The sequence below is a fragment of the Streptomyces sp. NBC_01260 genome, assembly GCF_036226405.1.
Classification (GTDB): Bacteria; Actinomycetota; Actinomycetes; order Streptomycetales; family Streptomycetaceae; genus Streptomyces; species Streptomyces laculatispora.
In genome coordinates, this window is sequence record NZ_CP108464.1 from 3,673,869 (window position 1) to 3,694,623 (window position 20,755).

The window sequence follows — 20,755 nt, forward strand, 5'->3', positions numbered from 1 at the left end:
GGGCGGGGACGACGGCTCGGTAACCTGACCGCTGTCACACGCTTGGGGCGACTTCGACACCACTCGCCCGACCCCGTCCGTAAGTCCGCTCGTTCAAGGAGTTGCCACCGCCGTGAGCCGCAGCCTTCGACACGGCGCTCTCGCCGCCACCGCCATCGCGTTCTCGATCGCCGCGCTCTCCGCATGTGGTGCGGGCAATAACGCGCAGACGCTCGAAGTCAGGCCTGACAACGCCGCCGCCTCGGCCGGCGCCATCAAGATCCAGAACGCCAATGTCATCACCCAGCCGGACCACGGCGCCAAGGGCCCGGCCGTCGTGACCGCCACGCTGTTCAACAGCAGCTCCAAGCCGGAGACCCTCGACGCCATCGCCCTGGCCGGCACCAGCGCGTCCGTGCAGCTGCACGCCGCCAAGGGCTCGGGCCCGGTCATCGTCCCGGCCGAGGGACGGGTGGTGCTCGGCGGCAAGGGCAACGCCGCCGCCGTGATCGAGAACGGCAGCGAGGCCGCGCAGAACGGCAACGTCCAGAACCTGGTCTTCAAGTTCAGCGAGTCCGGCGACATCCCGCTGGGCGCCACCGTCGTCCCGGCCACCAGCTACTTCGCGGGCTTCGGCCCCAGCGCGCTCCCGAAGACGAAGCCGTCGGCCCCGGCGGGCGCCACGCCGTCCGGCTCCGCGTCCGAGACCCCGGGCACCCCGTCCGGGCCGGACTCGTCGAGCGACACGACCACGCCGACCGACGCGGCGTCCGACTCGATGCAGCCGAACGGCTGACCGCGCTCACGCGCACGTACGGCTGAGGCGCCTCCCGGACCGGGAGGCGCCTCAGCCGTACGTATCGCCCCTCGGAGGGCGGCGGGCCGGTTTACGGCTCGAACTTGTACCCGAGACCCCGCACCGTCACCAGGAACCTCGGTGCGCCCGGGTCGGGCTCGATCTTGGCGCGCAGCCGCTTCACATGGACGTCGAGCGTCTTGGTGTCGCCCACGTAGTCGGCGCCCCAGACCCGGTCGATCAGCTGCATCCGGGTCAGCACCCGGCCGGCGTTGCGCAGCAGCATCTCCAGCAGGTCGAACTCCTTGAGCGGGAGGTCGACCTTGCCGCCCGAGACCGTGACGACGTGGCGGTCCACGTCCATCCGGACCGGGCCCGCCTCCAGAGCGGCCGGGGCGACCTCCTCCGGCTCCCCGCGGCGGCGCAGCACCGCGCGGATGCGGGCGACGAGCTCGCGCGAGGAGAAGGGCTTGGTCACATAGTCGTCGGCTCCTATCTCCAGGCCGACGACCTTGTCGATCTCGCTGTCCTTGGCCGTGACCATGATCACGGGGACATTGGACTTGCTGCGCAGCTGCCGGCAGACCTCGGTGCCGGGCAGTCCGGGCAGCATCAGGTCGAGGAGCACGAGGTCGGCGCCGTTGCGCTCGAACTCGTCCAGGCCGTCGGGACCCGTGGCCGCGATGGCGACCTCGAAGCCTTCCTTGCGGAGCATGTAGGACAGGGCGTCGCTGAAGGATTCCTCATCCTCGACGACAAGCACTCGGGTCACGGAAGAGCCTCCGGGGCAGGGAATGAATCAAGAGTGTCAGGGGTGGCGGCCGGGTAGGCCGCCTCGTCGCCGTTGACGATGAGCGGTCCGCCTGATGTGCGGTCCCGTTCCCGCACGGCGCCCGCTTCGGGCAGCCGCAGGGTGAAGGTGGAGCCCTGTCCCTCCGAGCTCCAGACGGTGACCTCCCCGCCGTGCGAGGCGGCCACGTGCTTGACGATGGCGAGGCCGAGGCCGGTGCCACCGGTGGCCCGTGAGCGGGCCGGGTCGACGCGGTAGAAGCGTTCGAAGACCCGCTCGCGGTCCTTCTCCGAGATGCCGATGCCCTGGTCGGTCACCGCTATCTCGATCTCGTCCCCGCCGGACACGGCCACCCGGCGGGCGGCGATGCCGACGCGGGTGCGGGCGGGGCTGTAGTTGACGGCGTTCTCGACGAGGTTGCCGAGAGCGGCGGCGAGCTGGCCGCGGTTGCCCCAGATGCGGAGTTCGGCGGTGCCGCCCGCGGCCATGGTGATCTGTTTGGAGCCGGCCTGCTGCCGGCAGCGGTCGATGGCCTCGGCGACCAGTTCGTCCACCCGGACCGGTTCGGCGTCCTCCAGCGGGTCGTCGTTCTGCACCCGGGAGAGGTCGATGAGCTCCTGCACGAGGTTGGTGAGCCGGGTCGCCTCGATCTGCATCCGGCCCGCGAACCGTTCCACCGCCTCCGGGTCGTCGGAGGCGTCCATGACGGCCTCCGAGAGCAGGGACAGCGCACCGGTCGGGGTCTTGAGCTCATGGCTGACGTTGGCGACGAAGTCGCGCCGTACCGCTTCGATGCGGCGGGCCTCGGTGAGGTCCTCGACGAGCAGCAGCACCAGCCGGGAGCCCAGCGGGGCGACCCGGGCGGAGACCGCGAGGGCCTCGCCCCGGCCGGTGCCGCGCCGCGGGAGGTCCAGTTCGACCTGGCGTATCTCCCCGTCACGGCGGGTGTCCCTGGCCATGTTCAGCATCGGTTCGACGGCGAGCCGCCCGCCCCTGACCAGTCCCAGCGCGTACGCGGCGGAGCTGGCCTTGACGACGCCGTCGCTCTCGTCGAGCACGACGGCGGAGGAGCTGAGCACGGACAGGACCGTGTCGACCCCGGGGGGCAGGGGGGCATTGCTGTCGGGCCGCAGGGAGGTACGCGTCGGCTTCTTCTGGTCGCGCTCGCTCCAGCGGAACGCCAGCATGGCGATCACACCGGTACACAGCCCGGCGATCGCTGCAGCTGCGGCGACCGCCGCGTTCACGTCCATGGCTCCAGGTTATGCGGCCCGGCGGACACTCTCCCAGCCATCCGGGTGCCTCCTCGAACACTCGTCGCCCAGAGTTCACCGAGGAGCAAGCACTGGTTCACTTGGCCGGTCGGATCCGGACGCGTACCCACGTCACGGTAGGAGCGTGGGGTTCAGAGCTGGCCCCGGCCTCGGTTAAGGACTGGAGAGGGACTTCCCATGCGTGACGCGTACCACGAGGAACTCGACTCGATCGGCGAGGGGCTGGTCGAGATGGCCCGGCTCGTCGGGTCGGCGATCGGCCGGGCGACCACGTCCATGCTCGACGCCGATCTCAAGCTCGCGGAGACCGTGATCGCCGCGGACCAGAAGGTCGACGACCTCCAGCACGACCTGGAGGCCAGGGCCATCGCCCTGCTGGCGCGCCAGCAGCCGGTGGCGACCGATCTGCGGATCGTGGTCACCTCGCTCCGGATGAGCGCCGACCTGGAGCGCTCGGGCGACCTCGCCCAGCACGTCGCCAAGCTGACCCGGCTGCGCTTCCCGCAGTCGGCGGTACCGCACGACCTGCACGCCACCATCCTGGAGATGGGGCAGCTGGCGCAGCGCCTGATGGCCAAGGCCGCCGAGGTGATCATCACCAAGGACGTCGACCTGGCGCTGCAGCTGGAGCAGGACGACGACGAGATGGACCTGCTGCACCGCACGCTGTTCCAGCACCTGATGGACGACCGGTGGCAGCACGGCATCGAGACGGCCGTCGATGTGACGCTGCTCGGCCGCTACTACGAGCGGTTCGCCGACCACGCCGTGTCGGTGGCCAAGCGCGTCGTGTACCTGGTGACGGGCGAGCACGCGGACGAGATCCAGCAGGCGTCGCCGGTGGAGGGCGCCTAAGGGCTGTCCCGCAGCCGGAAGCGACGGGCGTACGACGGCGCACTTCCTCGCAAATGCGTTCCTGCGCGTGTGCGCCGTTGATGCGCCTGCCCGGGTGGGCATGCAATGGGGTGGGGCGGCACGACTTGTCCGTACGCCCCGGGTCGTGGGCCCCGTGCGGGTGCGCGGCCCTGTCGTACGCCTTGAGGAGGAACCATGGCCGATTCCCCCACGACCGAACCCCAGCAGGAGACACCCGCCGACGTGGCGCGCGGAGCCCTGCTCGGCGCCTGCGGCTGCGGCTCGGGCTGCGGGTGCGGATGCCAGTCCGGAGCACCGTGCCAGTGCGGCGGCTGCTCGGGCTGACGGACGCGGAGCAGCGGGAGGCCCCGCGCGGAGAACGTTCCGCGCGGGAAGCCTGCCGCGTACGACCGTGCGGGGCAGACCGTCCGGGGCAAGGCCGTGCGGGTCAGGCTGTGCGGGTCAGACCGTGCGCTCCACGGTGGGCTCCTGGCCGGTACCGGGCTCGGTGACGGCGGCGGGGCCGCTCTCCACCGTCAGGCCCGCCCGCGGCAGGTTCCGCATCAGCAGCCAGTACCCGAACGCCGCGACGGTGCCCAGGACCGCGCACATCCCCCAGAGCCACCCGGCCCCGAAGTGGTCGATCACCACACCGGACATCAGAGGGGCGACGAGCGCGGCGGCGGCCCAGGAGAGCGTGTACATGCCCTGGTAGCGGCCCCGGCCGTGGGCCGGGGAGAGCTGGACGACCAGGCCGTTCTGCACGGGTGCGTTGACGATCTCGGCGACGGTCCACACGCAGATCGTCAGCGCGTACACGGCGACCGAGCCGGCGAACGCGGTCAGCCCGAACCCGTACCCCGCCAGCAGCGACGACACGATGAGCAGCCGGCGCGGGTCGCGGTGCTGGATGAGCCGGGTGACCGGGATCTGGAGCACCACGATCATCACGCCGTTGACGGCGATGGCGGTACCGAAGTCGGAGCTGCTGAACCCGTCCGTCCCCATGGCCACCGGCAGCCCCACATACCCCTGCTGGAAGATCAGGGCGATGACGAAGGACAGCCCGACGACGCCCATGAACCGCCCGTCGCGCAGCACCGTGCCGAGCCGCACATCATCGGCGCCCGAGGCGCCCGAGGCGCCCGAGGCGTCCGAGGCGCCGGCAACCGCGCGCGGGGCCTTCTCCGGGCGGGACTCCGGCACCTTCATGAAGACGACGACGGCGCAGAGCAGGGTCATCACCGCCTCGCCGACGAAGCCGGCGAGATAGCTGTACTCGGCGACGAACCCGGCACCGGCCGAGGAGACCGCGAAGCCCAGGTTGATCGCCCAGTAGTTGAGCGAGAAGGCCCGGACCCGGTCCTTCGCCGGGACGATGTCGGCGATCATCGCCTGGACGGCGGGGCGGGAGGCATTGCTCGACATGCCGACGAAGAAGGCGACCCCGGCGATGGCCACCGGATGGACCATGAAGCCGAGCACCGCCACCGATACGGCCGTCGAGACCTGCGCGACGAGCATCGTGGGCCGCCGCCCGAACCGGTCGGTCATCACCCCGGCCCCGAGCGAGGAGACGACCCCGCCGAGCCCGTGCAGGGCGGCGACCAGACCGGCGTACGAGGCGGAGTAGCCCCGGTCCAGGGTCAGGTACAGGGCCATGAACGTGGCGACGAACGCCCCGAGCCGGTTGACCAGGGTGCTGGTCCACAGCCACCAGAACTCCCTGGGGAGACCGGAGACGGTGTCACGGGTGGCCCGTCCGAGACCGGCGACAGACATGCGGGTTCCCCCCGGGACGTAAGGAATCGGATCAAGGAATCGGATCGGCGACGGTAAGAGGCCCGCCGCCGATCCGAACATTACGAACCTCGGATTCCGCCCTGCCACTCGATTGACGGCTGCCGTCAATCGGAGCCGCTCCGGCTCCCCGGACCGGCCCGCTCCCCGCCCCGCTGTCCGCCCTGTGGCCGGGCGCGCGCGGCCCACACGGGTTCGATTACGCTCGGGCTCATGGCCGACGCACCGTACAAGCTGATCCTCCTCCGCCACGGCGAGAGCGAATGGAACGCGAAGAACCTGTTCACCGGATGGGTGGACGTCAACCTCACCGAGAAGGGCGAGAAGGAGGCGGTCCGCGGCGGTGAGCTGATCAAGGACGCCGGCCTGCTCCCCGATGTGCTGCACACCTCCCTCCAGAAGCGCGCCATCCGCACCGCCCAGCTCGCGCTGGAGTCCGCGGACCGCCACTGGATTCCCGTCCACCGCTCCTGGCGGCTGAACGAGCGCCACTACGGCGCCCTCCAGGGCAAGGACAAGGCGCAGACGCTCGCCGAGTTCGGCGAGGAGCAGTTCATGCTCTGGCGCCGCTCGTACGACACCCCGCCGCCGGAGCTCGCGGACGGCAGCGAGTTCTCGCAGAGCGACGACGCGCGCTACGCGACGATCCCGCCGGAGCTGCGCCCGCGCACCGAGTGCCTCAAGGACGTCGTCGTCCGCATGCTGCCGTACTGGTACGACGGCATCGTCCCGGACCTGCTGGCCGGCCGCACGGTCCTGGTCGCCGCGCACGGCAACAGCCTCCGGGCCCTGGTCAAGCACCTCGACGGCGTCTCCGACGCCGACATCGCGGGCCTGAACATCCCGACCGGCATCCCGCTCGCGTACGAACTGGACGCGGACTTCCGCCCGTTGAAGCCGGGCGGCACCTACCTCGACCCGGACGCGGCGAAGGCCGCCATCGAGGCCGTGAAGAACCAGGGCAAGAAGAAGTAGCCTTCGTGATCATGCCCCCTACCTGCGCTTACGGCGTGGGGCGGGGGCATTTTCATGGCCTGGGCCCACTGTGGGACCTCAGCGCGGCGAATCCTGCGGCGGTCGAAGTGCCTGCCCGAGTGCCTCAACTGCGCCTCCCGGGTCCGATGATGCCCATCGCTACGATTTTCCTCCGCTTGAGCCACTGCTTGATCCACTGGGTGGGCCCGGGCGGGCGCGCCCCGGCCCTGACGCGGAGTCTCCCGCCCCATCGGTCACACGGCGCAAGCAGCGGGCCGCAGGCGGCGGGAGACCAGCGCGCCGAGCCGCTGGACGGGCGCCCCGCCCACCAGGACCCCCGGTACGGCACAGGGCGACGGGAAGCGGTCCTCCGCTAGGTTCTGCTCTCATGTCCGAACAGACGGCCGATCACGGCTCCATCATCGATGCCATCGTCAGCAACAGCGGCCGCTGCACGCTGCCGTACCAACAGGCCCACCGCGGCGAGGCCTTCGGGACGGCGTTCTGGTTCAACGATCTCCTCTCCGAGGACGACGACGGGAACGCGACGTACCGCCAGTACCTCCTGACCGCGGGGGCGCTGACCCGCTACGACCTTGCCGAGATACGGCTGCGGCCCGGCCTGTCCGAGTCCGCCATGAGCGCCGGTGCCCTGATGATGCTGCGGTTCCAGGAGGGCTGGATCCCCCTCGGTGACTCCGGTGTCTCGGTGCTGCCCACCGACGTGCTGCACGCCCTCGCGCGCCGGAAGAAATGGGCCTGGGCGACCGACGAGATCACCGACGGGATGGCCGCGACGGCCGAGGACATCGCCCGGCTGGGTGACGCTCCGGTAGCGGCGTACGTGCTCGGCCACGACGTGGGGCCCGACCGTACGCAACGGGAACAGGCCGTGATCGTCGGGAAGGTCGTGCGGAGCGGCGACCATGGGGGCTTCGTATGGGACGGCCGTGTTCCCCAGGGCTGTGCCGGGGCGCCGGTCTTCGTCGGACTCCAGCTGGAGGGACGCCGGTTCAAACTGGTCTGCCTCGGTGTCCTGCTGCCGGGCGAGGGCGGGAGTGAGGGCGGAAGTGAGGGCGGGAATGAGGGCGGGAATGAGGGCGACGGCGACGGGCCCCGGCACCCCGTCGCCACCTTCGACCGTATCCGGACCGCTGTACGGGGACTGTCCGAGGCGTCCGCCTCCGGGGCCGGCACCGCGCCGGCCGCCAAGTCGCGCTGGTGGCACGGCCGGAGGTGACGGCCCGTACCCGTCGTCGTACTCTGTGGCGCATGCGGGGAGATCGGGAGAGCGGCCATGGGTGAGCCTCTGAAGACCTTTGTCGGCGGTGCCGAGGTCGAGGTGCCCAACAGCATCCCGGCCATCCGCGTCGCCCTGCCCGAGGCGAGACGCGAGGAGTTCGACCGTGCCATCAACGAGGCCGGGGTGCAGGAGATCCAGGCCGTGATGCGGCACTGGATGCTGGAGGCCGTGCCCGATCCCGAGGCCGAACGGATTCTGGACCGGCTGGCGCGCGACGAGGCCGAGAGGCGGAGCGTCGCTTGAGCTTCCGGATCTCCTACGCACCGCCCGCCGATGACACCCTGGCCAAGATGCCGGACGGCGACGCCTTCCGCGACGAGATGGCGCGTTCCCTGGGGCGCGAGCCCTACGGTCACGGGTCGTCCGCCGTCAAGGAGGAGCACGATCGCCGCGAGGCCACCGTCGCCGGGGCGATCGTGCTCTATTACGTCTCCGGGTCGGTCCTGACCGTCACCGTGGTGCGGCTCGTCCCGCTGCCCTGACCGGGGCTCAGGCCAGCTTGGCGACCTGCGCGTCGATCACGGCGGTCGGCAGCTCGAAGTCGCCGCCGGAGGAGGCCGCGGCCAGGTTGAGCGCGGTGAACGAGGCGACCGTGGCGCCCTGGCGGACCTGCACGAGCTTCATCGTGCTCTTCTCGCCGTCCGATTCGATGGTCACCGTCCAACCGGCGGCGTCCTCACCGCCCTTGACCTGCTCCTCCGCGATCTTGACGATCTGCTGCTTGGTTCCGGCCGCCTTCATCGTGAAGCCGGACGCGCACCCGGTCGCCGCGGTCCGCAGGGCGGCCACCGACTCCTCGGCGCCCTTGCCCTCGTAGGAGGAGAGCGTGGTGAGCGTCGTCGTGATGTCGAAGGCGGCCTTGAACGCCTCCTCGGGGTCGGCGCTGTCCTTGTCGGCGCCCTTCTTCGGCTCGCTGACCACCTTGCGCTGGGTGGACGCGACGGGCGTACCGGCCTTGGCGCCCATCAGGGCGTCGGAGAAGGCATCACAGGCGGCCTTGTCCGCGGTGACGTCGCCGGCCGAAACGGTGTCGGCGGGACCGGCCTTGGCGACCTTGTGGCCCTTGACGTCGCCCTGGGCGAGGGAGGCCTTCTCCAGCTCGGCGGCGGTCAGCGCCTTGGCGGCGGGCTTGGCCGAAGCGGTCGCGTCCGCCTTGCCCTTGTTGCCGCTGTCCTGGTCCGCCGAGTCCGAACCGCAGGCCGCGGCGAGCAGGGCCAGGGACATCACGGTGGCGGCAACAGCGGTACGGCGTATGGCAGTGGGTCGCATGGCCCATCCTTCTGTATCAGGTTGTTTCGCCCGCACGAAAGCAGCCGCCGCCGGGTTCGGCGCGGCCGGGGGAAGATCGTGGGGGTACGCCAACTCTATGAGCCGTCCGTGGTTTGGCAATCCGTCAGACCGGGCATCGCCCCTGATCGTGACTACGTCGTGATCACTCCGGGCCCGCTCTGAGCTGGCCGTTCGCACCGGCCGGCAGCGAGGCGTTCCGGGGTGGCCACCCGAAGGGGGTCCGCTGATGCCGATCGATTCCGCCCTGTCCGCCGTACTCGGTTCCGTGAATGTGCCACCGGAGCTGATCGCCTCGTACGACCCGCTCACCGGAGGCACGTACAACACCGTCACCCGGGTCGGGCTCACCGACGGCCGGGAGTGGGTGGTGAAGACCCCGCCACCCGCCACCGCCGGGACCCATCTCGGTTACGAGCGCGACCTGTTGGTCAACGAGGTCGCCTTCTACACCGCGGCGGCCGGCCTGGCCGAGGAGACCGCGGTCCCCCGCGTCGTGCACAGCGGGCTCGACCCGGCCGCCCCCGAGGGCGCGTACGTGATCATGACGGCGTGTCCCGGGCGGCCCTGGCACGAGGTCACCGACACGATGGCCGACGGCGAGGAGCAGCGGTTGCGCGGTGATCTCGGCCGGGCCGTCGGCCGCCTGCACACCGCCCCGGCACCCGGCGGATTCGGCTACCCGTCGGCGGCCCTGGCCCCGTTGGCGCCCACCTGGCGCCGCGCGTTCACCACGATGACGGACGCCGTGCTGGCCGACGCGCTGTCCTACGCGGCGCGGCTGCCGCGCGCGGCGCCGGACATCCGCGGAGTGCTCGGCGCCGCCTCGTACGTACTGGACGACGTCACGCGCCCCGCCCTGGTCCACTTCGACCTGTGGCAGGGCAACATCCTGGTCACCGGGGAGCCGGGGGCGCGGCGGATCGGCGGGATCATCGACGGGGAGCGGATGTTCTGGGGCGACCCGGCCGCCGACTTCGTCTCGCTCGCCCTCTTCGGGGACATCGAGGAGGACAAGGACTTCCTGGCCGGTTACGCGTCGGCCGCGGGCGGTCCGGTGGAGTTCGACGACTCGCTGCGGCTGCGGCTCGCGCTGTACCGCTCGTACCTCTACCTGATCATGCTGGTGGAGACCATGCCCCGCAAGACGGCCGGGGCGGACCTGGAGTGGACGTGGACCGAGGTGGCGCCGCGGCTCGAAGCGGCCCTCGGCGAGGTGGAGTCGGCGCTGCGGGCACGGGGGTGACCGCAGCGCCGACGGCTCGGGACGCCGGTGTCGTCAGCGCAGCAGGGCCCGTTGGGCGTCGTACAGGTTCTGCGGGCGGACGGCCTCCGGGGTGCCGTACGCCTCCAGGCGGGTGTGCAGGTCGCCGGTGAAGTCGGGGACGTCGATCTGGTCGAACTCCGTCACCTCGCTGATCCCGACACTCGCGCTGTACGGGGCGAGGCCGTCGATCCGCATCAGGCCGGCCCGGCCGTTGGTGACCCGGATGTTCCAGTGCGTGAAGCGGGCGCCGAACAGGGGGCCGGCGCTCGCGTCACCGCCGTGCCGGCCGTTGTTGTCGACGGTGATGTCGGTGCGGACGTCTGCGAACGGCATCCCCCGGTGCGAGTCGAACGTGCCCATCTCCATCACGCCGCGCGACCAGACGTTGTAGCTGGACAGGCCCTCGACGTTGATGCCGTGCAGCTGGGTCCCGGCGGGCGCCGGGACGGTGCGCCGCTCGATGGTGAAGTCCTCGATCAGGTTGTCGTGCGATCCCTCGCGGCAGTAGTACGGGTGGTGCGAGCCGCGGCCCGCGACTCTCGTGCGCCGCAGGGTGCAGGCGGACGCGCCGATGAGGCCGAAGCCGTTGTCGACGTGGCGCACGGTGATGTCGTCGGCCCAGCAGTCGTACGCGCACTGGAACGCGACGCCGTTGTACCCCTTGTCGAGCAGGTGCTGCGACTGCGGGGTCTCGACCGCTTCGAGGGTGAGCCCCTCGACGCCCGACCCGGTCAGCGGGGCGGCGAGGGTGGTGAGGCGGGGGTCCCACTCGGGGCGGATATCGAGCGGCAGGGGGCGTTCCAGGGTGACCCTGCGGCCGTGCACGGCGGTGATGCGGACCGGCCATTCGTAGGGGACGTACGAGGTCAGCTTCGTCTTGTCGTCCCAGTAGTACGCCTCGGGGCCCGGACCGCCGCCCGCCATGTGCTCCAGGAGGGTGTGCGCGGAGTCGTCGGCGAGGCGGAGCAGGACGAGTGCGCCGCGCCTGATCCCGCGGGTGTCGTCGACGGTGATCGTAAGGTCGCCGAGGCGGGCGGGGGCGATGGTGGTCAGGGTCCGCCACGCGTCGCGCTTGTTGCCGGTCCAGCCCTCGAAGGGCCAGTCCTTCGCCTTGATGGCGTCGGTGAGGGAGGTCCAGCGGTCCTCGGGGCAGAGCCAGATGAGGCCGCCGGCCCAGGACCAGCTGGACTTGTCGCCGCCGTACCGGCTGCCGTAGACGCCGATCAGTTCGGTGAGGTTCCGGGTCGCGTACAGCGTGGTGCGGCCGCTGCCCGCGCCGCGCACGACGACGTCGCTGTGTCCGATGCGGATGATGTCGTCGATGCGGTAGGTGCCCTCGGGGATGAGCACCGTGCCACCGCCGCGCTCTCCGGCGGCGGCGATGGCCCGGTTGATCGCGGGGGCGGCGTCGGCGGAGTTGTCCGGTCTGGCGCCGTAGTGCAGGACGTTGGCGGTGAAGCCGTGACCGGTACGGCGGGGCAGGTCCGCTCCGCCCCGGTAGCCGGCCAGGCCGATGAACGGGATCTGCGGGTGGGTGAGGGGTGCTGCGGCGAACTCCCGCCAGAGCGGGGTGACCTGCCCGCTGCCGCCCGCACCGGCCGCGGTGTCGCTGCCCGCCGCGAACGCCGTTCCACCGCCGGCCCATCCGGTCGCCGCGGCTGCGGCGACGGCCACAGCGCTGCCGAGCAGTCCACGCCTGCTGAAGTTCTCCATGGTCGCCATGAGCCCGATCCGCCTTTCATGAATGTGAACCATGTTCATGCCTGCGTCGGCGGTGAGCATGCCACGGCACCCCGGCGCGGCGAAAGGGTCGTGCGCCGTGGAATCTCGGGACCAGGAATCGCCAGGTGGCGTGGGTCAGTTGACCGGCATCAGCCGGCGGGGCGCTGGGTCAGATGCGTGAACGCGTCCAGGTTCCGCGTGGACTCGCCACGCGACACCCGCCACTCGTACTCCTTGCGGATCGCGCTCGCGAAACCGAGTTCCAGGAGGGGGTTGAAGGCGCCGTCGGCGGCCTCCAGGACCGTGCCGAGCAGCCGGTCCAGCTCCTCGGGCGTGACGACGGAGAGCGGCAGCTTGCCGACGAGGTAGACGTCCCCGAGCGAGTCGACGGCGTAACTCACGCCGAAGAGGCGGAGGTTGCGCTCCAGCAGCCAGCGGTGCACCGCCGCGTCGTTCTCGTCGGGGTGCCGGATGACGAACGCGTTGACGGAGAGCGAGTGCTCGCCGACGAGCAGCGAGCAGGTGGTGGAGAGCTTGCGGGTGCCGGGCAGCTGGACGACATAACTCCCGGGCTCGGGGCTCTCCCAGTCGAGCCCGGCGTCGCTGAGCGCCGCCTCGATGACCTGTGTCTTCGCCACTTCACTCGGTACGTCAGCCATGGTTCGAGCGTACGTCGCCACAGGCCTGACGCCACATCCGCCGCCCGGCCCGCGCCTCACACGTAGCGCGACCGCACCCGCCGCCGGTGTGCCTGCATCGCCTCCGTGTACACGTCAGCGGTCGCCGCGGCGGCCGTGTCCCAGCCGAACCGCTGGGCGTGCGCGGCGGCCGCGCCGCCCATCCGGGCGACCAGCTCCGGCGCCTGCGCGAAGCGCGCCAGCGCCTCCGCGTACGCCTCCGGATCGTGGCCGGGGATCAGGAAGCCGCTGACCCCGTCCCGCACCGCCACCGGCAGCCCGCCCACGGCCGCCGCGACGACCGGGGTGCCGGCCGCCTGGGCCTCTATGGCGACCAGGCCGAAGGACTCGCTGTACGAGGGCATGACCAGCACGGAAGCGGCCCGGAACCAGTCGGCGAGCTGGTCCTGCCCGACCGGCGGGTGGAACCGTACGACGTCCGCGATACCGAGCCGGGCGGCCAGCTTGTGCAACCCCTCCGGCTTGGCGAGCCCGCTGCCACTGGGGCCGCCGACGACCGGCACGACGATGCGCGACCGCAGCGCGGGATCGCGGTCCAGCAGGACGGCGACGGCGCGCAGCAGCACGTCCGGGGCCTTCAGCGGCTGGATGCGGCCCGCGAAGAGCGGGATCAGGGCGTCCTGCGGAAGCCCCAGCCGGTCCCGTGCCGCGGCCCGCCCGTCGGCCGGGCGGAAGCGGTCCAGGTTGACGCCGGGGTGGACGACGGCCACGGCCTGGGGATCGGCCTCGTAGAAGCGGACGAGCTCGTCCGCCTCCTCCGCGGTGTTCGCGATCAGCCGGTCGGCCGCACTGACGATCTGGGTCTCGCCGATGACCCGGGCGGCGGGTTCGGGGGTGTCGCCCTCGGCGAGCGACGCGTTCTTGACCTTCGCCATGGTGTGCATGGCGTGGACGAGCGGGACGCCCCAGCGCTGGGCGGCGAGCCAGCCGACATGGCCGGAGAGCCAGTAGTGGGAGTGCACCAGGTCGTAGTAGCCGGGGCGCTGGCCGGCCCACGCCTGCATCACACCGTGCGTGAAGGCGCAGAGCTGGGCGGGCAGCTCCTCCTTGGCCAGACCCTCGTACGGCCCCGCGTCGACATGGCGGACCAGGACGCCGGGCGACAGCTCGACCGTCGGCGGCAGCGCGCCGGTGGTGGAGCGGGTGAAGATCTCGACCTCGATGTTGATCGCGGCGAGGCGTTTGGCCAGCTCCACGATGTAGACGTTCATGCCGCCCGCGTCGCCCGTACCCGGCTGGTGCAGCGGGGAGGTGTGCACGGAGAGCATCGCGATCCGGCGGGGCTTGCGGTGGCCGCCCGGGAAGGAGCCGGAGAAACCGGCGGGGAACCTGAGACGCGGTGCGACGCGGCTGCTGCCGAGCCGAGAGACGTACTGGCTCACGTCGTCCGGTCCTCCTCGTTCAGGCACTGGTACCGACTTCGTTCAGGCATGGCACCGAGGGGACACACGGTCCCTCCGAAGGGCTGGAACAGCGAAACCCCTCCTTTCATTTCCGCTTTGCCAAATCATTGCAGTGCGTCTCCGGCGCGTCGCGGCGACGCCTCCGCGGCGTCCGCTCCACGCCGCTCGTTACGCTCTGTGTCATGCGCCCCATCGGCACCGCGACCCGCGGGACCACCAACCCGAACCGGCTGCGCCGTATGGACCGCTGGATCGCCGCCACCCACGGCCCCGCCCTGCGCCGCGCCGACGCCCCCGTCGCGGTCGACCTCGGGTACGGCGCCGCGCCCTGGACCGCCGTCGAACTGCTGGAGCGGCTGCGCGGCGCCGAGCCGCGCACCGCGGTGGTCGGCATCGAGATCTCCCCGGAGCGGGTCGCCGCGGCGAAGCCGTACGAGCGCGAGGGCCTCACCTTCCGGCACGGCGGCTTCGAGATCCCGCTGCCCGAGCGGCCCGCACTGATCCGCGCGGCGAACGTGCTGCGCCAGTACGACGAGGGCGAGGTCACCGCGGTCTGGCAGCGGCTGTGCGAGCGGCTCGCGCCGGGCGGGCTGCTGGTGGAGGGCACCTGCGACGAGATCGGGCGCCGCCACGTCTGGGTGGCGCTGGGCCCGGAAGGTCCGCGCACGGTGACCTTCGCGACCCGGCTCGGCTCCCTCGACCGGCCCTCCGACCTCGCGGAGCGGCTGCCCAAGGCGCTCATCCACCGCAACGTGCCGGGTGAGCCCGTCCACGCGTTCCTGCGCGACTTCGACCGGGCGTGGGCCGCCGCGGCGCCGTACGCCTCGCTGGGCGCCCGGCAGCGCTGGATCACGGCGGTACGGGCGCTGTCCGGCGACTGGCCGCTGACGGACGGGGTGCGGCGGTGGCGCCAGGGCGAAGTGACGGTGAACTGGGCGGCACTGAGACCCGGCCTCTAGCCCAACACGCCGGGAACGGGGAGGAACTCCTCCTCCACCGGGAACACCGGCCGGGCGCCGTTCGTCCCAGACATGGGGAGCGGTACGGGGGGAGCACGTCTGCGGCACCGGCGACTGGCCGGAATGTGCCGGAGATGTATGAGCCTCTGTTGCTTTTCGGTACGGCATGGCACGATCTCGTCGGTGCCATAAGTTACTGACGGTAAATCAGATCCGTTCGGGTCTGTCCGGAGGGGGAGCTCGTGAACCGACGCAACAGTGCCGCCGCGGCGATCACGCTGGTCTGCGCGCTGGCTGTACTGGCCGCACCGGTCCAGGCTTTCGCCGCACCGGCACCCCCCGCGCCGGAGCAGTCGGCGAAGTCCGGGAAGAAGAGCCTCGAAGAGGTGCGCGAGGAGATCGACGCCCTCTACCGCAAGGCGGGGGCCGCGACGGACGCGTACAACCTCGCCGAGGAACGGTCCAAGAAGCAGTCGGGCGAGATCGTCAAGCTGGCACAGGCCATAGTCGAGGGCCAGGCGAAGATCGCCGACCTCAAGAGCAGAGCGGGCGCCCAGGCCCGCGAGCAGTACCGCAACGCCGGACTGCCGCCCGGCGCCCAGCTGATGCTCAGCGGCGACCCGCAGCTCTTCCTGGACGGAGTCAGCCGGGCCCACCAGGGCCAGCAGGCCGCCAAGGGGGTCCTGGGCGAGCTGAACAGGACCCAGGAAGACCTGGAGACGTACACGCAGGACGCGAGCACCAACTGGACCAAGCTTGAGGCCAGTCGCATCAAGCAGGCCAAGGCCAAGAAGAAGATCAACGCACAGATCGCGGCGGCGAAGAAGCTGGAGTCCCGGCTCGAGAAGAAGGAGCGGGCCCGGCTCCTTGAGCTGGAACAGCAGGCGGAGTACAAGTCGCAGACGGCCTGGCTGAGTTCCGGCGCCCTGAAGGAGATCAACCGCGGGGCGAGCGCGAGCGGCAAGAAGGCGGTGGCCTTCGCGACCTCGCAGATCGGCAAGCCGTACGAATGGGGCGCCGTGGGCCCCTCGTCGTTCGACTGCTCGGGGCTGACCTCCAAGGCATGGGCGGCGGCCGGGCGGCCGATCCCGCGCACCTCGCAGGAGCAGTGGCGGCAGCTGCCGCACATCGCCGTCAAGGACATGCGCCCCGGCGACCTGATCATCTACTTCGGCGACGCCACGCACGTCGGGATGTACATCGGCGACGGCGCGATCGTGCACGCCCCGCGCCCCGGCCGCAACGTCACGCTCGCGGGAGCGGGCTCCATGGAGATCCTCGGAGTCGTGCGCCCGGACAAGTGACGGTGCCGGTTCCGGTGCTGGTGACGGTGCCAGTTCTGGTGCCGGTTCCGGTGCCGGTTCCCGGGGGACAGCCCCGGGCCGCCGGCGCCCGCCGGTCCGGCCTGATCAAGCCACCCCATCCGGGCAGCCCGGCCCGGACCGGCGCCGGCCAACCTTAAGAGAGCCTCAAGGGACCCTTAAGGCCGTCCGAGGGGCGGGCACGGAGCGGGCGGAGTCCTGAATCGGGCGGATTGCGTCGCCACCGACGGGCGCGAATCCGCTCCCGCCCCCGCAGCCGTGACCCGCGCCACCCGGCGCCCGCCGCAGCACGTGACCTTTGTCATGCGCCGGAAAGGGCCGTACCCCCCGCGCATCCCGCCGGATCTGCGTCCTTCCGCGGCTTAAGGCCCTCCCCGCAACGGCGGACACGCATCGAGCGCCATTCCGTTCCCGCATCCCGTACCGCTATCGTCCCCGTCTGGCGGGTCGTCGATCGTCGCTCCGCCGCGCCCTCGGGGGGAGGGAAGGAAACCCGATTCGATGCCCGTACCCGTACCGCAGCAGCGTTCCGTTCCCGCTGCGGAGACCAGCTATGGCGCCGACCTCACCCTCCTGGTGATCGAGGACGACCCCGCGGGCACCTTCACCGTCCCGGAGCTCCCGGCCGCGGCCGGGGCCCGGGTCCGCATCCGTACCGCCCGCAATCTGACCGAGGCGGGCCGGCTCCTCACCGACGACGTGGACTGCATCCTGCTGGACCTGGCCCTGCCGTCCGGCGCCGAGGCACGCACCGCCCGGGGCGAGGACCCGGACGGGCTGGCCACCCTCAAGCACGTCCTGCGGATCGCGCCCCGGCACGCCGTGCTCGCCCTCACGGCTCAGGAGGACGCCGAGCTGGCCGCCGAAGCGGTACGGGTGGGGGCGCAGGACTACCTCTTCCGCGACGAGCTCGACGGCAGGCTGCTCAGCCGCGCCATCCGCTACGCCGTCGAACGCAAGCGCGCCGACGTCGCGCAGCACCAGCTCACCGAGTCCCGGCTGCGGGCCCAGGAGAACGCCCGCCTGGAGCGCGGTCTGCTCCCCACCCCGCTGCTCGAGGGCTCCGATCTGCACTTCGCCGCCCGCTACCGCCCCGGCCGCAGCCGTGCGCTGCTCGGCGGGGACTTCTACGACACGGTCCGTACACCCGACGGCACGGTCCACGTGATGATCGGCGACGTCTGCGGGCACGGCCCGGACGAGGCGGCGCTCGGCGTGGAGCTGCGCATAGCGTGGCGGGCGCTGACGCTGGCGGGGCTCTGCGGCGACGAGCTGCTCTCCACGCTCCAGCAGGTCCTGGAGCACGAAAGGGAGAGCGAGGAGATCTTCGCGACCCTCTGCACGGTCGACATCGCCCCCGACGGCCGCCGAGCGGGCCTCTGCCTGGCGGGCCACCCCGCACCACTGATCGCCCGCCAGGGCCGGGCGGCGCATCTGCTCCCGTACCAGGACGGTGGCCCGGCACTCGGCCTGCTGCCGCGCGCCCGGTGGCCGCGCCGGCAGGTGGAACTGGGCGGTTCCTGGAGCCTGATGATGTACACGGACGGGCTGATCGAGGGCCGGATCGGAGACGGTACGCAGCGCCTCGGACAGGACGGAATGGTCGCGATGATCAACCGCCAGCTGGCCGAGGGGCTGACCGGCGAGGACCTGCTGGAGGCGGCGGTCACCCACGTCCGCGAGCTGAACGGCGGCGAACTGACCGACGATGTCGCGGTCCTGCTGCTCGACCGCGACCAGGACGTCGCGCGCCACCGGACGCACCACGGCGGCCGGGGCCGGAGCATTCCGCGCCCCCGCCCCGGACAGGTGTCACCCGCAGGTGCTCAACGCCCGCCGTTGTAGGGCCCGTACGGCCCGTCACTGCTTGAGCCGCCGCGCCGCCCACCGCCGCCCGTGACGGCCTTGAGCGCGGGCCGCACGTCCACGAAGAACACGATGGACGCGACCAGCCCGGCGAGCTGCACGAAGAGCATGGGCACCCAGAGGTTCACCACCACCGTGATGCCGAGAATGATCAGCCAGAAGGGCTTGGTCTGCTTGCCGGCGGCCCGGAAGGCGTCCTCGCGGGCGACCGCGGCCATGACCAGGGCGACCACGGCGAGGACGAGCATGGCCGTGGAGATCAGCCAGAGGAATGAGTTGAAGCCTTCGAGCAACATGATGTGCACCGCCTAGTACGTGGATGAGCGCCTCGCGGCCAAGGTACCGGGACAACGACCGGGGCACCCCGAAAGGTGCCCGCCCGTCCTCCCGGCACACCGGCCGGCCGTCACGCTACTTGGCGGTGGGCGGCGTGGTCTTCTTGGCGGCGGGCTTGCGCGCGGGCGCCTTCCTGGCCGGCGCGGGCGACGGCTTGGCCTCCGCCTTGATGTTCCTGGCGGCGGGCGCGGGCTTGGCGGCCGGCTTCGGCGCGGCCTTGGGCTCAGCCTTGGCCACCGGCTTGGAGTCCGGCTTGGACTCCTTGCGCGGCTCGACGACGACGGCGATCTCGACGATCTCCTCGGCGGTCTCGCCCCGCCACGTCCGCACGGTCTGCTCGCCGCGCTCGGCGACCTTCTCGTACGTCTCCCGGGCCCTGACCGCGTACTCGGCGGCCACACCCACACCGCGCAGCGCCAGGTCCTGGGCGCTCTCGCCCAGCTTCTTCAGATCGGTGTCGAACGCCCCGATCACCTCGGTGACCTTGGCCTGGAAGGTGGCCTGCGCCTCCTTGGCCTGCCCGGTCACCTTCTCCTGCACGACCTTGGGGTCGGTGTTGCGCACGGCCTCGATACGCTCCGGCGCCTCGGCCCGCAACTGCTCGATCAGCGCCGGAACCTTGCGCGCCTGCTGCACGGCGAGATCGGCCGTACCCGCGGCGAAGTAGAGGGGGGTCGGGTCGGTGAGGGTCTTGCGCAGGTCATCGGTGATGGCCATGACTGTGGTCCTCCCGGATCATCAGACTCAGTGTGAGGGTTTTGAAGGCTTTGAAGCTGTATCGGCAGCACTGCCGTCGGCATTGAAGGGCGCGTCCGCACCGGACGCATCCCCCTCCTCACCTCCGGGCTCGTCCTCGAACCCGTTCTCCTTGCGGAAGGAGGCGTAGATCTGCAGCAGCACGCTCTTCTGCCGCTCGTTGATCGACGGATCGGCCAGAATCACCGCCCGCGTCTCCAGCTCGTCCCGCTCCCGCTCATCCAGGATCCCGGCCCGTACGTAAAGGGTCTCGGCGGAGATCCGCAGCGCCTTGGCGACCTGCTGCAGCACCTCGGCACTGGGCTTGCGCAGCCCGCGCTCGATCTGGCTGAGATAGGGATTGGATACCCCGGCGGCGTCGGCGAGCTGCCGCAGCGACAGCTGCGCGGTACGCCGCTGCTCGCGCAGGTACTCGCCGAGGTTGCCGACGTTGAGTGATGCCATGTCTCGATGGTGGACCCTCGGCGCTAACTTTTGCAAGCAGGCGCTTGCAAAAGTGTTCCGAACCACTCGTACGGGCCTGTTGAGCCTGAGCACGATAGGTGTCGTATTTGCGCGACACCTGTCGTCATCCACGTCCGACCTCCTGGCGCAGGTTCTCTTGGGTCGGCCTCCACGGGGCTCCGGGAAGCGACGTTGTCGGTGGGCTCTGCCAGGGTGTCCGTCATGGACGAACTGGTGGAGCGTGTCGATGATCAAGATCGTGTGCTGGGGATAGTGGTCAGCCGCCGGCAGGCCATTCGGGAGAGTTGGCTGCACCGGGTCGCCGTGACGGTATGTCGTGATGAGCGAGGGCGGATCCTCGTCCACCGGCGGTCGGAGCAGCTGTCACGCTTCCCCGGGCTCCATGAGGTCGTGGTCGGTGGTGCCGTGGATGTCGGTGAGTCCTATGAACAGGCCGCCTCGCGGGAGCTGGCCGAAGAGCTGGGCATTCGGGTGCTGCCGCGCTTGCTGTTCACGTTCCTCAACCGCGGCGGTTTGAGCCCTCACTGGCTCGGCGTGCACGAAGCCTTGGTGCCGGACGCCGTGGCCGCCGATCCCGGTGAGGTCGCCTGGCATGGCTGGCTGACCGAGCCGGAGCTGCGGGCGGCCCTGCTGGAGTGGCGCTTCACCCCCGACAGCCACGAGGCCTTCAGCCGGTATCTCGTGTTCCGGACCGTGCAGTCCTGACCTTGCCCGCCTTTGCTTGCGATAAGTGCGGTACACGCCAAGAACGATGCGAATCCGACGACAGTTGTCGTGCTCAACGGCCCAGAAACCCCCCGGTCAGGGTGCCGGGTTGACGACAACTAGCTCGCTCCGTCTCACCTGTGCGGCTTCCAGCGGCAGATGTCCGTTCTCAGTAGATGTGGCGAGTCCCAGTGGTT

Annotated in this window: 22 protein-coding genes; 12 read left to right on the forward strand and 10 right to left on the reverse strand. The window is 71.0% G+C overall.

The window, feature by feature from the left end; genetic code table 11:
- Positions 1 to 112: 112 nt before the first annotated feature.
- On the forward strand, positions 113 to 775 hold the full coding sequence (locus tag OG322_RS16175; RefSeq protein WP_123460721.1) for a DUF461 domain-containing protein: 663 nt from the start codon (positions 113 to 115) through the stop codon (positions 773 to 775).
- A gap of 91 nt (positions 776 to 866) precedes the next feature.
- Here the strand turns inward: OG322_RS16175 and OG322_RS16180 are convergent, their stop codons facing one another.
- Positions 867 to 1,547 carry a response regulator transcription factor gene (locus tag OG322_RS16180; protein ID WP_123460720.1) on the reverse strand — a complete coding sequence of 227 codons (681 nt, stop codon included), beginning with the start codon at positions 1,545 to 1,547 and terminating at the stop codon, positions 867 to 869.
- Complete coding sequence (locus OG322_RS16185) at positions 1,544 to 2,818, reverse strand: sensor histidine kinase (protein ID WP_123460719.1); 1,275 nt, start codon at positions 2,816 to 2,818, stop codon at positions 1,544 to 1,546. Before OG322_RS16185 ends, OG322_RS16180 begins: the two co-directional genes overlap by 4 nt.
- A gap of 198 nt (positions 2,819 to 3,016) precedes the next feature.
- Between OG322_RS16185 and phoU the strand changes: the two genes are divergently transcribed.
- Together phoU and OG322_RS16195 are read left to right on the forward strand one after the other, a co-directional pair.
- A complete protein-coding gene (phoU, locus tag OG322_RS16190) occupies positions 3,017 to 3,694 on the forward strand; it encodes a phosphate signaling complex protein PhoU (protein ID WP_123460718.1) in 678 nt (225 codons plus the stop codon).
- A 195-nt stretch (positions 3,695 to 3,889) separates the two neighbouring features.
- Entirely contained in the window at positions 3,890 to 4,039 is a 150-nt protein-coding gene (locus OG322_RS16195) for a hypothetical protein (protein ID WP_164494371.1), read from the forward strand.
- A gap of 117 nt (positions 4,040 to 4,156) precedes the next feature.
- On the opposite strand, the gene OG322_RS16200 is transcribed toward OG322_RS16195, so the two are convergent.
- Entirely contained in the window at positions 4,157 to 5,476 is a 1,320-nt protein-coding gene (locus OG322_RS16200) for an MDR family MFS transporter (RefSeq protein ID WP_329306578.1), read from the reverse strand.
- Between the two features lie 231 nt (positions 5,477 to 5,707).
- Between OG322_RS16200 and OG322_RS16205 the strand changes: the two genes are divergently transcribed.
- The 4 genes from OG322_RS16205 (at position 5,708) to OG322_RS16220 (ending at position 8,254) form a co-directional block, all read left to right on the forward strand.
- Positions 5,708 to 6,469, forward strand: a complete 762-nt coding sequence (locus OG322_RS16205) for a phosphoglyceromutase (RefSeq protein WP_124284647.1) — start codon at positions 5,708 to 5,710, stop codon at positions 6,467 to 6,469.
- 388 nt (positions 6,470 to 6,857) lie between these two features.
- Entirely contained in the window at positions 6,858 to 7,709 is an 852-nt protein-coding gene (locus OG322_RS16210) for a hypothetical protein (RefSeq protein WP_329306579.1), read from the forward strand.
- 57 nt (positions 7,710 to 7,766) lie between these two features.
- Entirely contained in the window at positions 7,767 to 8,015 is a 249-nt protein-coding gene (locus OG322_RS16215) for a hypothetical protein (protein ID WP_123460714.1), read from the forward strand.
- Positions 8,012 to 8,254, forward strand: coding sequence for a hypothetical protein (locus tag OG322_RS16220; RefSeq protein WP_123460713.1), 243 nt, complete (start codon positions 8,012 to 8,014; stop codon positions 8,252 to 8,254). Before OG322_RS16215 ends, OG322_RS16220 begins: the two co-directional genes overlap by 4 nt.
- 7 nt (positions 8,255 to 8,261) lie before the next feature.
- On the opposite strand, the gene OG322_RS16225 is transcribed toward OG322_RS16220, so the two are convergent.
- A complete protein-coding gene (locus tag OG322_RS16225) occupies positions 8,262 to 9,041 on the reverse strand; it encodes a hypothetical protein (RefSeq protein ID WP_329306580.1) in 780 nt (259 codons plus the stop codon).
- Positions 9,042 to 9,288: 247 nt separating this feature from the next.
- Here OG322_RS16225 and OG322_RS16230 point away from each other — a divergent pair, with 247 nt between their 5' ends.
- Entirely contained in the window at positions 9,289 to 10,305 is a 1,017-nt protein-coding gene (locus OG322_RS16230; RefSeq protein ID WP_124284636.1) for a phosphotransferase family protein, read from the forward strand.
- A 33-nt stretch (positions 10,306 to 10,338) separates the two neighbouring features.
- Here the strand turns inward: OG322_RS16230 and OG322_RS16235 are convergent, their stop codons facing one another.
- The 3 genes from OG322_RS16235 to mshA form a co-directional block, all read right to left on the reverse strand.
- Positions 10,339 to 12,048, reverse strand: coding sequence for a glycosyl hydrolase family 28-related protein (locus tag OG322_RS16235; RefSeq protein WP_124284635.1), 1,710 nt, complete (start codon positions 12,046 to 12,048; stop codon positions 10,339 to 10,341).
- Between the two features lie 149 nt (positions 12,049 to 12,197).
- Positions 12,198 to 12,707, reverse strand: coding sequence for a YbjN domain-containing protein (locus tag OG322_RS16240; protein ID WP_124284634.1), 510 nt, complete (start codon positions 12,705 to 12,707; stop codon positions 12,198 to 12,200).
- A gap of 56 nt (positions 12,708 to 12,763) precedes the next feature.
- Positions 12,764 to 14,128 (reverse strand): D-inositol-3-phosphate glycosyltransferase, encoded by a 1,365-nt coding sequence (gene mshA / locus OG322_RS16245; protein WP_123460709.1) that lies wholly within the window; start codon positions 14,126 to 14,128, stop codon positions 12,764 to 12,766.
- 203 nt (positions 14,129 to 14,331) lie between these two features.
- Here mshA and OG322_RS16250 point away from each other — a divergent pair, with 203 nt between their 5' ends.
- The 3 genes from OG322_RS16250 (at position 14,332) to OG322_RS16260 (ending at position 18,275) form a co-directional block, all read left to right on the forward strand.
- Entirely contained in the window at positions 14,332 to 15,108 is a 777-nt protein-coding gene (locus OG322_RS16250) for a class I SAM-dependent methyltransferase (protein WP_124284633.1), read from the forward strand.
- Between the two features lie 242 nt (positions 15,109 to 15,350).
- Positions 15,351 to 16,412 carry a C40 family peptidase gene (locus OG322_RS16255; RefSeq protein ID WP_123460707.1) on the forward strand — a complete coding sequence of 354 codons (1,062 nt, stop codon included), beginning with the start codon at positions 15,351 to 15,353 and terminating at the stop codon, positions 16,410 to 16,412.
- Between the two features lie 519 nt (positions 16,413 to 16,931).
- Positions 16,932 to 18,275 (forward strand): PP2C family protein-serine/threonine phosphatase, encoded by a 1,344-nt coding sequence (locus OG322_RS16260; protein ID WP_123460706.1) that lies wholly within the window; start codon positions 16,932 to 16,934, stop codon positions 18,273 to 18,275.
- On the opposite strand, the gene OG322_RS16265 is transcribed toward OG322_RS16260, so the two are convergent.
- From OG322_RS16265 to OG322_RS16275, 3 genes are all read right to left on the reverse strand, one after another.
- Positions 18,257 to 18,592, reverse strand: coding sequence for a DUF2516 family protein (locus OG322_RS16265; protein ID WP_123462248.1), 336 nt, complete (start codon positions 18,590 to 18,592; stop codon positions 18,257 to 18,259). The two genes, OG322_RS16260 and OG322_RS16265, sit on opposite strands and share 19 nt — an antisense overlap.
- Before the next feature lie 115 nt (positions 18,593 to 18,707).
- Positions 18,708 to 19,349 carry a hypothetical protein gene (locus OG322_RS16270; RefSeq protein ID WP_123460705.1) on the reverse strand — a complete coding sequence of 214 codons (642 nt, stop codon included), beginning with the start codon at positions 19,347 to 19,349 and terminating at the stop codon, positions 18,708 to 18,710.
- Between the two features lie 27 nt (positions 19,350 to 19,376).
- Entirely contained in the window at positions 19,377 to 19,832 is a 456-nt protein-coding gene (locus OG322_RS16275) for a helix-turn-helix domain-containing protein (protein WP_123460704.1), read from the reverse strand.
- A gap of 222 nt (positions 19,833 to 20,054) precedes the next feature.
- On the opposite strand from OG322_RS16275, the gene OG322_RS16280 reads away from it, so the two are divergent.
- Entirely contained in the window at positions 20,055 to 20,558 is a 504-nt protein-coding gene (locus OG322_RS16280) for an NUDIX domain-containing protein (RefSeq protein ID WP_306088580.1), read from the forward strand.
- Positions 20,559 to 20,755 lie beyond the last annotated feature (197 nt).

Coding starts and splice junctions, on each gene's coding strand:
- OG322_RS16185 (WP_123460719.1), bottom strand. CDS start 2,818: ATGGACGTGAACGCGGCGGTCGCCGCAGCTGCAGCGATCGCCGGGCTG.
- phoU (WP_123460718.1), top strand. CDS start 3,017: ATGCGTGACGCGTACCACGAGGAACTCGACTCGATCGGCGAGGGGCTG.
- OG322_RS16195 (WP_164494371.1), top strand. CDS start 3,890: ATGGCCGATTCCCCCACGACCGAACCCCAGCAGGAGACACCCGCCGAC.
- OG322_RS16200 (WP_329306578.1), bottom strand. CDS start 5,476: ATGTCTGTCGCCGGTCTCGGACGGGCCACCCGTGACACCGTCTCCGGT.
- OG322_RS16205 (WP_124284647.1), top strand. CDS start 5,708: ATGGCCGACGCACCGTACAAGCTGATCCTCCTCCGCCACGGCGAGAGC.
- OG322_RS16210 (WP_329306579.1), top strand. CDS start 6,858: ATGTCCGAACAGACGGCCGATCACGGCTCCATCATCGATGCCATCGTC.
- OG322_RS16215 (WP_123460714.1), top strand. CDS start 7,767: ATGGGTGAGCCTCTGAAGACCTTTGTCGGCGGTGCCGAGGTCGAGGTG.
- OG322_RS16225 (WP_329306580.1), bottom strand. CDS start 9,041: ATGCGACCCACTGCCATACGCCGTACCGCTGTTGCCGCCACCGTGATG.
- OG322_RS16230 (WP_124284636.1), top strand. CDS start 9,289: ATGCCGATCGATTCCGCCCTGTCCGCCGTACTCGGTTCCGTGAATGTG.
- OG322_RS16235 (WP_124284635.1), bottom strand. CDS start 12,048: ATGGCGACCATGGAGAACTTCAGCAGGCGTGGACTGCTCGGCAGCGCT.
- OG322_RS16240 (WP_124284634.1), bottom strand. CDS start 12,707: ATGGCTGACGTACCGAGTGAAGTGGCGAAGACACAGGTCATCGAGGCG.
- OG322_RS16250 (WP_124284633.1), top strand. CDS start 14,332: ATGCGCCCCATCGGCACCGCGACCCGCGGGACCACCAACCCGAACCGG.
- OG322_RS16260 (WP_123460706.1), top strand. CDS start 16,932: ATGCCCGTACCCGTACCGCAGCAGCGTTCCGTTCCCGCTGCGGAGACC.
- OG322_RS16265 (WP_123462248.1), bottom strand. CDS start 18,592: ATGTTGCTCGAAGGCTTCAACTCATTCCTCTGGCTGATCTCCACGGCC.
- OG322_RS16270 (WP_123460705.1), bottom strand. CDS start 19,349: ATGGCCATCACCGATGACCTGCGCAAGACCCTCACCGACCCGACCCCC.
- OG322_RS16275 (WP_123460704.1), bottom strand. CDS start 19,832: ATGGCATCACTCAACGTCGGCAACCTCGGCGAGTACCTGCGCGAGCAG.
- OG322_RS16280 (WP_306088580.1), top strand. CDS start 20,055: ATGGACGAACTGGTGGAGCGTGTCGATGATCAAGATCGTGTGCTGGGG.